At 76.0% G+C, this 13440-nt stretch carries 10 protein-coding genes; all 10 read right to left on the minus strand.

What is annotated here, in order from left to right; translation table 11 throughout:
- Nucleotides 1-14: 14 nt before the first annotated feature.
- Nucleotides 15-773: a hypothetical protein gene (locus tag ACZLKG_RS07805; protein ID WP_463648420.1), complete on the minus strand. Its 759-nt coding sequence runs from the start codon at nucleotides 771-773 to the stop codon at nucleotides 15-17.
- A gap of 14 nt (nucleotides 774-787) precedes the next feature.
- On the minus strand, nucleotides 788-2098 hold the full coding sequence (locus ACZLKG_RS07810; protein WP_463648421.1) for a gamma-glutamylcyclotransferase family protein: 1311 nt from the start codon (nucleotides 2096-2098) through the stop codon (nucleotides 788-790).
- Nucleotides 2099-2316: 218 nt separating this feature from the next.
- Entirely contained in the window at nucleotides 2317-3783 is a 1467-nt protein-coding gene (locus ACZLKG_RS07815) for a hypothetical protein (RefSeq protein ID WP_463648422.1), read from the minus strand.
- A gap of 116 nt (nucleotides 3784-3899) precedes the next feature.
- Complete coding sequence (locus tag ACZLKG_RS07820) at nucleotides 3900-4409, minus strand: hypothetical protein (protein ID WP_463648423.1); 510 nt, start codon at nucleotides 4407-4409, stop codon at nucleotides 3900-3902.
- Nucleotides 4410-4441: 32 nt separating this feature from the next.
- A complete protein-coding gene (locus ACZLKG_RS07825) occupies nucleotides 4442-5752 on the minus strand; it encodes an MFS transporter (protein WP_463648424.1) in 1311 nt (436 codons plus the stop codon).
- A 140-nt stretch (nucleotides 5753-5892) separates the two neighbouring features.
- The gene (gene dnaE, locus ACZLKG_RS07830; RefSeq protein WP_463648425.1) at nucleotides 5893-9405 is read right to left on the minus strand and encodes a DNA polymerase III subunit alpha; all 3513 of its coding nucleotides are present in this window, start codon (nucleotides 9403-9405) and stop codon (nucleotides 5893-5895) included.
- Between the two features lie 105 nt (nucleotides 9406-9510).
- The gene (locus ACZLKG_RS07835; protein ID WP_425709657.1) at nucleotides 9511-10131 is read right to left on the minus strand and encodes a hypothetical protein; all 621 of its coding nucleotides are present in this window, start codon (nucleotides 10129-10131) and stop codon (nucleotides 9511-9513) included.
- Nucleotides 10132-10231: 100 nt separating this feature from the next.
- Nucleotides 10232-10564: a hypothetical protein gene (locus tag ACZLKG_RS07840; RefSeq protein WP_463648426.1), complete on the minus strand. Its 333-nt coding sequence runs from the start codon at nucleotides 10562-10564 to the stop codon at nucleotides 10232-10234.
- A gap of 146 nt (nucleotides 10565-10710) precedes the next feature.
- The gene (locus tag ACZLKG_RS07845) at nucleotides 10711-12381 is read right to left on the minus strand and encodes a DNA polymerase Y family protein (RefSeq protein WP_463648427.1); all 1671 of its coding nucleotides are present in this window, start codon (nucleotides 12379-12381) and stop codon (nucleotides 10711-10713) included.
- Complete coding sequence (locus tag ACZLKG_RS07850) at nucleotides 12378-13307, minus strand: hypothetical protein (RefSeq protein ID WP_463648428.1); 930 nt, start codon at nucleotides 13305-13307, stop codon at nucleotides 12378-12380. Before ACZLKG_RS07850 ends, ACZLKG_RS07845 begins: the two co-directional genes overlap by 4 nt.
- Nucleotides 13308-13440: the final 133 nt, after the last annotated feature.

Genomic DNA, 13440 nt, shown 5'->3' on the forward strand with positions numbered 1-13440 from the left:
CCGGACCGGCCGCGTCAGTACTCCCAGGCCCAGCCGCTCCCGGTGCCCGACGGGTCGTAGACGAGCGTGCCGCTCTCGGCGGCCACGTCGAGGACGACGTAGCCGGAGTCCGTCTCGCCGGGCAGCAGGGAGGGCGCCACGAGCTCGTCGAGCGTGTAGCAGGACCACGAGGCGTCGGTCAGCGTCCCGGGCTGCTCGGTGCCGTCCGGGCCGAGGACGGTGAAGAAGTCGGCCGCGAGCGGGAGAAACACGTCCTCCGGGTTCTCCGCCTCCGCGCCCGCCGCCTCGGCCATCGCCGCGGTCACCTCGACGACGAGGAAGTGCCCGTTGACCGGGTCGAACTGCTCGTCGACGCGGCTGGGGCAGCTCTGCGCGGTCTCGATCGACGTGACGACGAGCTCGACGAGCGGCTCGCCGTCGTCGTCGGCGAGGCCCGCGACCTGGCCGACGTCGCGCAGCAGGTGGTCGCCGACGAGCTCGGGCGCGGCGTCGCCGGACGCGCCGTCGTCGGGGCCGTCGGACGAGGAGTCCGTGGACGAGTCGGTTCCCGGCGCGGCGGGCCGGTCGCCCGTGGTGGTGGCGACGCCGTCCGGCAGGAGCGAGCCGGCGTCGTCCGGGACCTCCTCTGCCAGGGACAGCGGGACGGGGTCCCCGGTGTCGTCGACCGGGGACGTTCGGGCGGGCCCGGCACCGGCGGTCAGCGTCAGCGTGAGCGGGAGCCCGACGCCGAGGGCGGCGCCTCCCGCGAGCAGGGTCTTCGTGATCGGTCGCATGCCTGTCTCCCCCGTCAGTACCTGTTGACGTAGTCGCCGCTGCGGACGATCCACCCGATGTCGTGCGCGTACGCCACCCGCCAGGGGGTCGCGACGTACACCCACGCGAGCTGGCCCGAGACGTCGGTGCCCCGCAGCTCACGCGTGTAGTTCATGCGGCTCAGCGGGAGCGACGGGTCGTAGCCCTCCCACCGGTCGACCTTGGCGATCATCCGGCTGTACTCGCCCGGCGCGAACCAGAACGCCTCCGCCACGATGCCGCTGGTGTTCGCCCCGTTCGGGATCGCCCACGGCCAGTCGAACTCGGTGCGCGGCGTGAGCCACAGGTCGAAGCCCGGCAGGCGCAGGGTGCGCTCCCGCACGGCGTCGGAGTGGACGACGTGGTGCGCCGGCTGCCCCGTGCGCAGGGTGCCGTAGGAGGCGATCGGGTACTGGACGGGCTGCGGCGGGGGCGGTGACGGGCGGCGCACGCCGAGCGTGTCGGTGCCGTTGCCGTCCCAGTCGCCCACCATGGCCACGTCGTCCGGTCGGCCGTAGTCGATCGTCACGTCGGCGACGCCGGTGCTGATCGCGTTGCGCAGGAAGTAGGTGCGACCGCGGCGGACGCCGAGGGTGTCGAAGCCGTCACCGTTCCAGTCACCGACAAGCACCTCGTCGCCGACGCGACCGTAGGTGGCCACGCGGTCCGCGGGACCGTCGCCGGGCGAGGTGCGGAAGAAGTACTCGTTGCCACGGCGCACTGCCACGTCGTCACGTCCGTTGCGGTCCCAGTCGCCGATGAGGACGTCGTCGGAGGCCCGGCCGTAGGCCAGGGTCGCGTCGTGCGCGCCGGAGCCGGCGGCGTTGCGGATGTAGAAGACCGACCCGCGGCGCACGGCGAAGGAGTCGCGGCCGTCGCCGTCCCAGTCGCCCACGTAGGTGACGTCGTCCGCGGCGCCATACGCGATGACGGTGCCCGGGCCCGGGGTCAGCGAGTTGCGCAGGTGGTACTCGCGTCCGCGCCGCACGGCGAGCGTGTCGGTCCCGTCACCGTTCCAGTCGCCGACGTAGAGGCGGTCGCCGGGGCGCCCGTAGCTGAACTCGATCTCGCCGACCGTGCTGATGCTGTTGGACAGGAAGTAGTCGTCACCCTCGCCGCCGACCTCACCTCCCGTGGCACGGCCGGTGGCCGGGGCGACGGCGGCGGCACCCAGCAGGGTCGCGCCCGCCAGTCCCGCGGCCGCCCGTGCGGTCCAGCGTCGTCGTCGGCGTGCGGGCGCCGATCGCCGGCCGCGGCGTGGGTCCTCGTGCGTCGTGATCTCGGTCCTGGATCGTCCTGAACGCATCGGCGCGTCCACCTGCCTCGGTGTCGTGGGACGGCGCGCGAACGGCCCGGACACCGGTCGCGCGAGGGGCAACAGGCGTAGTGAACCAGCCGACCGGTGGAATCAGCAAGGCGTTATGGGCGTGGCGCTGTCTCCCGGCTCCGTCACGCGCCCGCACGACGACGGGCGGCCCGGCGCGTGCGCGCCGGGCCGCCCGTGGGTCGTGCGGTGGGAGCTGGTCAGCCCTGCGGGCCGTAGCCACCGGGCTGGTAGCCGCCACCGGGCTGACCGCCGCCGTAGCCACCCTGCTGGCCGTAGCCGCCGGGCTGACCGCCGCCGTAGCCGCCCTGCTGGCCGTAGCCACCGGGCTGGCCACCGCCGTAGCCGCCCTGCTGACCGTAACCGCCGGGCTGGCCACCGCCGTAGCCACCCTGCTGACCGTAGCCACCGGCCGGCTGACCGGTCGGCGTCTCCCCGCCCTTGATGACGCCGAGCGAGGTCAGCGCGATCCACGCGCCGACGCCGAGCGCCGCGATCGCGAGGATCAGCATGAGGATCACGCCGAAGCCGAGGCTCGCACCGCCCGAGCCACCGGCGAACGCGTCGCTCGCGGTGCCGACGTCGCCGTTCGCGTCGAAGAATCCGATGAGGCCGAAGAGGAAGATGACGGCCGCTCCGCCCAGCGCGGCCAGCGTGCCGATGCCGGTCATCATGCGGCGGGCGATGAAGAACCCGCCCACGCCGGCGGCGATCGCCGCGAAGAGAATGAGGATGGCGTAGGCCGTGTAGTCGCCGAAGCCGTTGCCGCTCTCGCTGGTCGTCGTCTCGAACATCGTGTACTCGACGGACCACCACGGCAGCAGCGTCGCGACGAACGACAGCACACCGATCCCGAGGATCACCCACCCGGCGATGGCCGGCGGGAAGAGCTTGAACGGGCCGATGCCGGCGCCGGCGCTCGAGGACGTCGCCGCCGCGCCGTAGGCGCCGGCCTGTCCGTACTGACCGGGCTGCTGGCCCGGGGCTCCGTAGCCGCCCTGCTGGCCGTAGCCGGCGGCCTGACCGGCGGAAGCCGCCGATTCGTGGGCCGACGCCGATGAGCCGTAGGCGTTCGGGGACCCGGCGGCCGAGCCGTAGCCGGCCTGCTGGCCGTAGGCGGGCGAGGCCTGGTCGGGCGACTGGCCGTACGGCGAGGCCTGCTCGGGCGACTGGCTGTAGGGCGAGGGCTGTCCGGGCTGCTGAGCCGGCGCCTGCTGGCCGTAACCGCCCTGCTGCGCGCCGGCCTGCGGCTGGCCGTAGGGCGAGGCCTGGTCGGGCGACTGGCCGTACGGGGAGGGCTGACCGGGCTGCTGCGCGGGAGGCTGCTGACCGTAGCCACCCTGCTGGGGCTGCCCGTACGGGGAGGGCTGACCCGGCTGCTGAGCCGGCGGCTGCTGGCCGTAGCCGCCCTGCTGGGCACCGGGCTGCGGCTGGCCGTACGGCGACGGCTGGCCGTAGCCACCCGGCTGCACCGGCGGCTGCTGACCGGGCTGCTGACCGTAGCCGCCGGGCTGCGGCTGAGCGGGCGGCTGCTGCCCGTAGGTCGGCATGGGACGGCGGGCGAGCATGGTCGCCTCGACGTCGTCGTCCGCCGCCTCCGGCTGGTTGTCATCGGGCTGAGGGGTTCCCGGGTACTCGGGCGAGCCGGGGTTCGGCGGGTTCGTCATACCCCCGATCTAATCACGCTGCTCCGACGGCACGCGTGATATTCCTGCCTTCGGGGAGAAGTACCCATGCTTCACGAGCGAGGTACCCCCGCTACGCGGGCGTCGGGGTCTGCGGCTCAGCCTTCCGACGGCGGGGGCGCGGGGTCGATCTGCGCGGCTCCGGCCGGCGCGGGTCCCGCCTGCGTGAGCCCGGCGTCCTCGGCCTGCTCGCCGATGAAGGCGTCGAGGACCTCGGCCGCGAGGGCGTCGAGCTGGGCGCGCAGCGTCTTGAGCTGGGTCTTGCGGACCTTGGGGCTCATGGCGTCCAGCAGCGGGATCGCGGCCTCGATCTTCTCCAGGCGCTTGCGCCAGCCGCCGACGCGGGCGAGCTCGGCGTCGTCGTCCGCCGAGGCCACGAGGTAGTTGATCTGCTTGCGCACGACCTCGGCCTGGGAGGTGAGGTTCCCCGGGCCGGGCCGCACCGAGCCGGCGAGCCCCTTGACCGAGCCGGCGACCTTGTCGAACGCCGCGGGATTCTTGTTCCGCATGTCGATGAGGACGGGGCCGTACCGGGAGACGATCTTCCAGATGGCCGGTCCGGCGACGACGGCGATGTTGAGCAGCTTGGCGAGCGGGATGCGGGCCATGGACTCCCTTTCTGTGCGCGGGTCCTAGCGTCTCACGCGGACGCGGGCGGCGCCGTGCCGGGCGGGGGTGCGCCGGGCGCCGCGCTGGGCGGTGTTCCAGGCGGAGCTCCGGCAGGAGCCGCCCCGCCGGGCGGCGCTCCGGCGGGCGGCGCTCCGGCGGGCGGACGCCTGGGCAGCCACAGCGCGAGCACCGTGGCGAGCACCAGCAGGACGACGGCGCCGGCGGCCGTCGCGCCCCACTGACCCAGGTCCCAGGCGAGGCCCAGGAGGACGCCGCCGACCGAGGACCCGAGGTAGTAGAAGAGCGTGTACCTCCCGGACCCGTCCGACGGCCTGGGGCTCAGCCGGGCCGCGTTGGCCGAGGCGAGCGAGTGGACCACGAAGAAGCCGCCCGCCAGGAGGAACAGTCCCGCCCAGATGAGCACCATCGAGGTGGCGAGCGTGATGAGCACTCCCCCGACGCAGACCGCGAGGCCGAGCAGGACACCGGCCCTGATTCCTGTGCGGTCGGCGAGGCGGCCGGCGAACGTCGAGGTGAACGTGCCGGCGATGTAGGACAGGTAGAACATCGAGCCCAGGCCGGCTCCGAGCGAGTACGGCGGCAGGGAGGTGCGGAAGCTGAGGACGTTGTAGATGCCGACGAAGGTCGCCATCCCGAGGAACGCCAGGCCGTAGAGGACGAGCCGGCTGCGCCGCGCCTCGGCGGAGTCGGGCCTGGCGGCGAGCGCCGCGCCGGAGCTGCGGGCCGGCGACGCCTGCGCGGTCGGCAGGAGGAGGTGCGCGGCGAGGCCGACCACGGCACCGAGGATGCACACGACGATGATCGCGCCGCGCCAGCCGACGAGCTCCGAGGCGAAGCCGGCGAGCACCCGCCCACCCATGCCGCCGAGCGTGTTGCCGGCGATGTACAGGCCGCCCACGCGCGTGATGGCGCTCGGGTGGATCTCCTCCGCGACCCACGCGAGCGCCGCGGCGGGGACGCCCGCGAGCGCGGCACCCTGAACGGCGCGCAGGACGAGGATGAGGGCGAAGCTCGGTGCGATCGCGCTCGCGATCCCGGTGACGACGGAGACGGCGAGCCCGCCGATGATGATCGGCTTGCGGCCGCACCACTCGGAGAGGCGGGCCAGCGGGAGGACCGCGACGGCGAGCGCGAAGGTGGTGACGGTCATGAGCATCGTCCCCGACGCGGCGGAGACGTCGAGGTCCGTCGCCGCCACGGCGAGCAGCGGCTGGACGGAGTAGATCATCGCGAACGTGCCGATGCCGATGGCGAACAGGGCGAGCAGCGCGCGGCGGAAGGCCGGCTCACCGCTGCGGTGGCCGACCGAGGGGCTGCTCACCCGGTCACCCTAGGACGGCCGGCCCGCGGTTCGGCCGAGCGGCCACTGGGTGGCGGGGGTAACGGTCACGCGCGGCCCGCTCCCGCGCGGCCCGCTCCCGCGCGGTGCGCGTGGGACGCCTGTCGCAGGCCCGCCGGGCGTCACCGGAAGTCGCGGGAGGTGGTGGCGACGCTGAGGCTGAGCGGATCGATGCGGTCGGCCACGAGGTTCGTCACGCCGTCGGCGCTCTCGACGATGCCGCGGATCACCAGGGCCGCGGAGGTGCGGGCGACCTGCCGGTGCCGTGCCCACACGCCCGCGGAGCACACGACGTTGGCGAGCCCGGTCTCGTCCTCCAGGGAGAGGAACGTGACGCCGCGCGCGGTCCCCGGGCGCTGCCGGTGGGTGACGACGCCGGCCGCACGGACCCGGCGGCCCGGCTCGGCGCGGGGCAGGTCGGCGAGGCGCAGGACGCCGGCGTCGTCGAGGTCGGCGCGGCGGTACTGGGTGGGGTAGGTGCCCGGGGAGACGCCGCTCGCCCACACGTCGGCGACGGCGGTCTCGACCTCGGTCATCGCCGGCAGCTCGGGAGCGGTGATGCCGGGCGTGGTGCCCGGCAGGGGCGGCTGGACCCAGCGCTCCCCCGACGACGAACGGCGGGTGGTGCCGTGCGCGCCCGCGAGCGCACCGGCCGTCCACAGCGCCTGGCGCCGGTCCCCGCCGAGGTCGAGCGCACCGGCGGTGGCGAGGGCCTCGAGCTGGGCGGCGGTGAGGTCGACCCGTCCGGCGAGGTCGGCGATGCTCACGTACGGGCCGCCGTGGGTGCGCTCGGCGACGATCCGCTCGGCGGCCTCCTCCCCCACGCCCCGCACGGGGGCCAGGCCGAGGCGGATCGCCAGCCCGGGGTCGGGCCGCACGAGGCGCGCCACGGCCTCGACGGGGGCGACGCCGCCGGGGGTCTCGTCGTCGGGGGTCTCGTCGTCGGGCCGTCCGCCGTCGGGGGTGGTGTCGACGACGCTCGCGTGCACGCCGGAGCCGTTGATGCTCGCCCGCTCGACGCGCACGCCGTGCCGCCGGGCGTCGGCGACGAGGGTCTGCGGACTGTAGAACCCCATGGGCTGCGCGCCGAGCAGGGCGGAGTAGAAGGCCTCGGGGTGGTGGACCTTGAGCCACGCGCTGGCGTAGACGAGGTAGGCGAACGAGAACGAGTGGGACTCGGGGAAGCCGAAGTCGGCGAAGGCCCTGAGCTTGTGGAAGATCTGCTCGCCGACGTCGCAGGCGATGCCGTTGCCGGCCATGCCGTCGAGCAGGCGGGCGTGCAGGGCCTCCATCCGCTCCTCGGACCGCTTGGAGCCCATCGCCTTGCGGAGCTGGTCGGCCTCCGCCGGGGTGAAGGAGGCGGCGTCCATGGCGATCTGCATGAGCTGCTCCTGGAACAGCGGGACGCCGAGGGTCTTCTCCAGGGCCGGGCGCAGCAGGTCGTGGAGATAGGTGACGGGCTCCCGGCCGAGCCGGCGGTTGATGTAGGGGTTGACGGAGTCGCCCTGGATGGGGCCGGGGCGGATGAGCGCGACCTCGACGACGAGGTCGTAGAAGGTGCGCGGCCGGAGCCTGGGGAGCGTGGCCATCTGGGCGCGGGACTCGACCTGGAAGACGCCGACGGTGTCCGCGGCGCACAGCAGGTCGTACACGGCGTCGTCGTCCTGCGGGAGGTTGTGCAGGCCGAGCGGGCGACCGTCGACGCCGAGGACGCCCCGGCCGGTGAGCTCGGTGAACGCCAGGCGCAGGGCGGTGAGCATGCCCAGGCCGAGGAGGTCGAACTTCACCAGGCCGGCGTCGGCGCAGTCGTCCTTGTCCCACTGCAGGACGGTGCGGCCGGGCATGGTGGCCCACTGGACGGGGCAGACCTCGACGACGGGGCGCGAGCACAGCACGACCCCGCCCGGGTGGATGCCCAGGTGGCGGGGCAGCCGTAGGAGCTCCTCGGCGATGTCGACGACGTCGTCCGGGATGGCGGAGACGTCGTCGGCGCCCGGGGCAGGTGCGGACGGCGGGGCGGTCTCGGGGGCGGGCGTGGAGGCGACCGTGGGCGCGACGCCGCTGCGGCCGACGGTCTCGACCGTCCACCAGGTGCGCTCCCCCGGACCGGGTGGCCCCGCGGAGGTGGCTGCGGCGTCGGGGCCCGGTGCTGCGCCGGTGACCTCACCGCCGGCGTCGGGGGTGCGGAGCGACCCCCACCGCTCGACGCTCTTGGCCCAGGCGTCCTGCTGGCCGGTGCCGTGGCCGAGCGCGCGGGCGGCGTCCCGGACGGCGGAGCGGGGCCGGTAGGCGATGACGTTGGCGACCTGGGCGGCATGCTCACGGCCGTAACGCTCGAAGACGAACTGGATGACCTCCTCGCGGCGGCCGGACTCGATGTCGAGGTCGATGTCCGGCGGACCGGATCGGCCGGGCGAGAGGAAGCGTTCGAACAGCAGGCGGTGGGTGACGGCGTCGACGGCGGTGATGCCGAGGGCGAAGCAGACGGCGGAGTTGGCGGCCGAGCCGCGGCCCTGGCACAGGATCCCGTTGTCCACGCAGAACTGGACGATCTCGTGGACGATGAGGAAGTAGCCGGGAAAACCGAGCTCGTCGATGATGCCGAGCTCGTGGTCGATCATCTGCCAGGCGCCGGGGATGCGTTCGGCGCCGCGTGGCCCGTAGCGCTGCTCGGCCCCCCGGTGGGCGAGCTCGCGCAGCCACGTGGCCTCGGTGTGGCCGTGCGGCACGGGGTGGGGCGGCAGGTCCGGGGCGACGAGCCGCAGGTCGAACGCGAGCTCGGCCGCGAGGTCCGCCGCGGCGGTCACCGCGTGCGGGTGGTGCCGGTGGATGCGGAGCATCTCCTCCGCGGAGCGCAGGTGGGCCGGCGCGGCGGGCAGCCAGCCGTCGATCTCCTCGAGCGAGGCGCGGGCCCGGGTGGCGGCCATGACGTGGGCGAGCGCCGCGTCCTGCGGGCGGGCGCAGTGCACGCCGCCGGTGGCCACGAGCCGCAGGCCCGCGTCCTCGGCGAGCTGGGCGAGGGCGGCGCAGCGGACCTGGTCGAGCGGGTCCCCGGTGTCGCTGATCTCCACGGCCACGTTGTCCCGCCCGAACATCTCGGTGAGGCGGGCCAGCTCGCGGGCGGCCGCGGCCGGGGCGAAGCGGCCGCGCTCGGGCTCGAGCGCGCGGCGGACGGCTCCCTTGCGGCAGCCGGTGAGGATCACCCACTGCCCGTCGGCGGTGTCGGCCAGCTCCGAGAGGTCGTAGCGCGCCCGCCCCTTGACGCCGGTGGCGAGGTGGGCGTGCGAGATGGCGGCGGACAGGCGCCCGTACCCCTCGCGGCCCCGGGTGAGGACGAGCAGGTGCGTGCCGTCGGGGTCGGCCGGTCCGCCGAGCCCGTGGGTGCCGCCGCCGGCCGCGGCGGAGGTCCGCCCGGTCGACCCGACGCCGAGCTCGGCGCCGACGACCGTGGGCAGGCCGAGGGTGCGGGCGGCCTCGGCGAGCCGGACGACGCCGGGCAGCCCGTCGTGGTCCGTCAGCGCGAGCGCCTCCAGGCCCAGGCGGGCGGCCTCGGCGGCGAGGTCCTCGGGCAGGTTGGCGCCGTCGAGGAAGGAGAAGGCCGAGTGCGCGTGCAGCTCGGCGTAGCGGGCACCCACGGCCACCTCCCCGATCGACGCGACGACGCTCGGATCTCGAACGTGCGTTCGAGACTAGCGGGGAGGTCAGACGTCGTCGAACGGGCGGGGGGCGCCCTGCCGGGGTCAGCGTCGGGAGGTGACGCCGACCGCCGTCGCCGCGCCGGCAGCGAGGCCGAGCAAGGTGTGCGGGGCGGGGATCCCACGGGCGCCGAGGAACTTTGCGCCCTGGTGCCCGAGCGAGTCGACGACGACGAGCGCCGCGAACGCCGCTCCCCCGTAGACCGCGGTGCGGGCGATGCGCGCGCCGCGGGACTGCGGGTCCGGGGCGTGGGGCCGCGGACGGTTCGACCCGAACGTCACGACACCCTTCGGGAGCTTCGCCTTGTGCGCGCGGGACTGGACGACGGTCCAGGCCGTCACCCCGCCGAGGATGCCGAGCTTGAGGACGGCGCGCGCGCCCCGCCCGTGCAGGACGTCCGGCAGCGCCATCCACGCGGCGACGGCGCCGCCCGCGATCGCGGCGCTGGGCAGGTCGGCGGCGGCCTCGCCGTGACGCGCGTCCTCCGCGCGCAGGGGCGTGGCCGCGGATGCGGGGGCCCAGGCCGAGCTCGCGTCGCCGACGCGACCCGGCAGCGTCGGCCGGCCCGCCGAGTCGGGGGACGAGGCGTGCGGCGGGCGGACGGCGTCGGGGTCCTGACGCCCGACGACGGAGCCCGAGGGAGCGGTCGCGTTCTGCTGGGTCATGGCTCTCCTCCTGGCGGATGACGGGTACCGCCGAGGCTATCCCCCCGCGCCGCACGCTGTCGCAACGGGCCAGGACGGGCGCGCGGCCCGCTTGCACCGCTCAGCGCTCGTGCCACGGCCTCCGGCGACGCGCCACACCCTCCACGACGGCGGCCGCGGCCAGGAACAGACTCCCCCACACCGCCGCGCCCACCAGACCGAGGACGGGGAATGCCACCACGCCGTACTGCACCTCGGTGACGAGGACGAGCGCGGGCAGCAGCGCGCAGACCACCACGCCGACGCCGGCGACGACCCGGAGGATCCCGGCGGCGCGTGGCACGGAGCGTTCCCGGAGCGAGGCGACCGCCCGCGCCGTGATCGAGATGCCGAGGGCGAGCAGCAGCAGCGGCACGCCGATGAGCACGAGCAGCGCGACCTCCATGTACACCACCACCTCACCGGCTCTGCACCGAGCCGCGTGCTCCGTCGTCTCCCTGGCGACCCGGCACGGACCTGCAGACGGCACCGCCCGGTCCGACCCTCGTCACGGCGGAGGATATCTCCGCCTCTCCCTGGCGCGCCGCGCGCCCGTGGGGCTCAGTCGTAGACGGCGTCGAGCAGCCAGCCGGCGGAGGTCCCCACGAGGAGCACGGCCTGGGGCTCGTCGCCGACGAGCCGGGCCTGCAGGTAGACGCGATCACGGTCGGTGACGTCCCCGGCGCCGGCCGCCCCGTGCCCGGGCCTGGCCCACCAGCGCTCGACGACGGGCCACGGCCCGGCCCAGCCGGCGACCCGCCGCGCCTCGGGCAGCAGGACGCTCGCCGGGTCGGCGGTGAGCAGGCCGCGTGCCCCCACCCGCACGTCGTGGCCGGCGTCGTCGAGCACCCGGACGGGGCGGGGCTCGGCGAGCACGGTGGCGGGCCACGGGTCGGGGGTGGCCCCGGGCCAGGGGGCGTCGGGACGGCGCAGCGGCGTCGCGTCGTCCCCCCAGGCGACCAGGCGGGTGGTCGAGCGGGGGTCGCGGCCGCCCTGGAGGACGGGGACGAGGACGGCCTCGGGGCCGAGCAGCCCCTGGACGCGCAGGGCGGCGCGCTCGGCCTGGAGGCGGCCGCGCCGCCCGGGCCCCCACAGCACGTCCTGGAGCGTGCCGGCGGGCGTGACCTCCTGGGCGACGAGCGAGAGCCGGTTGAGCGGCGCCGAGGGTGGGCGGCCCGAGCGGCCCGAGAGCCAGCCCTCGAGCTGCCAACGCACCCGGTCGGTGAGCTCGGCGGCGGTCGGCGGTCCGTCGAGCCCCCACGTGCGGATGAGCTCGGCGCCGTCCTCGGTACGGGCGCGGACCTCGAGGCGACGGCACACGACGCCGCGGCGCCGCATCCGTTCGGCGAGGTCCTCGGCGAGGGCGCGGGCGGCGAAGGCGGCGACGTCGCTGCGTTCGGCGGGCGGGTCGAGGACGGTCGACGCCGTGACGTCCTCCAGCGGCCGACGCGCGGCGGGCGGCCGGGCGTCGAGCCCGCGGGCGAGGCGGTGGGCGGTCAGGCCGACGGGGCCGAAGCGGGCGGAGACGTCGGCGGCGTCCAGGGCGGCGAGCGCCCCGAGGGTGCGCAGGCCGAGGCGGCGCAGGACGTCGACGAGCTCGGCGGTGGCCCGGGAGGCCGGCGCGCTCGTGGCGGCGTAGGCGAGGACGCCGACGTCCTGGGCGGCGAGGAACTCCAGCGTGACCCGCTCGCCGGGGCCGACGGCGACCCCGGCCCGGGCAGCGAGGGTGGCCGCGAGCGTGCCGTCGGCGAGCCCGACCTGGCACTCGGCACCGGTGTCCTGCGCGACGGCGGAGACCAGCCGCTCGGCGAGCACCTCCTCGCCGCCGGCGTGCCGCACCGGCCCGCGGGCGGGGAAGGTGAGCAGCCCAGGGCGCAGCACCTCGACGAAGGCGACGACGTCCTCGACGGACTGCGCGACCGGCTCGAAGGCCCGGGCGTCGCGGACGGGGTCGGCGGCGATCAGGGTGATCCCGGGGCAGATCTGCTGGGCGCTGCGCCGCCGCATCCCGCGGCGCACCCCGGCGCGCCGCGCGGCCACGGACGTGACGACGACGGCGCGCTGGTCGTGGATGCCCACGGCGTCGCCGACGCCGACGAGCCCCTCGGTCACGGCGGCGGCCACCGGCCAGTCCGGCACCCACAGCACGACCCGCCGCACGGCCGGCGGGCCGGAAGGCTCGGGGGTGAGGTCGAGCGCCGCCCGCGTCTCTTCGGCGGTCTCGGTCCTCACGCGCCCACCGCCCGCAGTGCGGACCGACCGGTGGCCGCACGCGCACCACCGCGTGCCTCCTGGCCCCCGGGCAGCGCGGAGACGCCGTCCGCCCCGAGCAGCACCCGCACGGAGCCGCCCGCGGCCGCACCGCGCCGGCCGTCGATCGACACGTCGACCTCCTGGGCGGTGAGCATCCCGCGCCCCGGGGCGAGCCCCTGCCAGGTCCGGCCGTGGACGGACAGCACGGCGTCAGCCCCCTCCCAGGCGTGCGCGGTCAGCAGCACGGAGCCGCGCAGCCTGAGCCGGGACAGCAGCGAGCGCCGGTCCCGGGGCGCCATCGCCGTGCAGCGGCCCACCAGGAGCACCTCGACGCCGTCGACGAGCGCGCCGAGCACCGCCGGCGCCCCGGGTCCCGGGTCTGGGACGACGACGACCCGGTCCAGCGGCAGCCCGGCGGCCGCGGCGGCGCGCCACCCGACGTCGGGCATCGCCGTGAGCGCGGCCCAGCCCTCCTGCCCGCACGCCGCCCCGGCGAGCGCCAGCAGGAGCGCGGCGGAGCCCGTCACGCGGGTGACCGTGCCGCGCGGCAGGCCCGCGGGCAGCAGGGGCGCGAGCGCCGCGGGCACGGGCAGGTGCTCGGCGTCGCCCGACGTCGTCGCCCGGGCCCGCTCCGGCAGCGACTCCTCCGCCCGGGCCCGCCCCGGCGCGGCCGGCCGGTCGGCGACGGGGTGCGCCCCGCCGTCGGGAACGTTCCCACCCGGGTGAGCACCGCCGTCGGGTGCCTCGGAGCCGCCGACCACCCGCAGGCGCGTGCGCAGGCCGGTCGCGGTCTCGGCGCGGACGAGAGCGGCCCGCGCCGCCGCGAGCCGGTCCACCTGCTCCGTCATCGCGCACCCCTTCCGCTCCCCACGATCGGCCCGCTCGCCGAACGTCTGTTCGAACACGATGCTAGGACGCGGCACCGACACCGCACCAGGGGGCCGCGTCTCGCATGCGCGTCGCTGGCCCCCTGCCCGCTCCGCTCCCCCTAGGTTGGAGGTGCGCCTCGACGCGCGGCCCCGGAGGGAAAGGACCGTC

It is taken from the genome of Georgenia sp. Z2081, assembly GCF_055326445.1.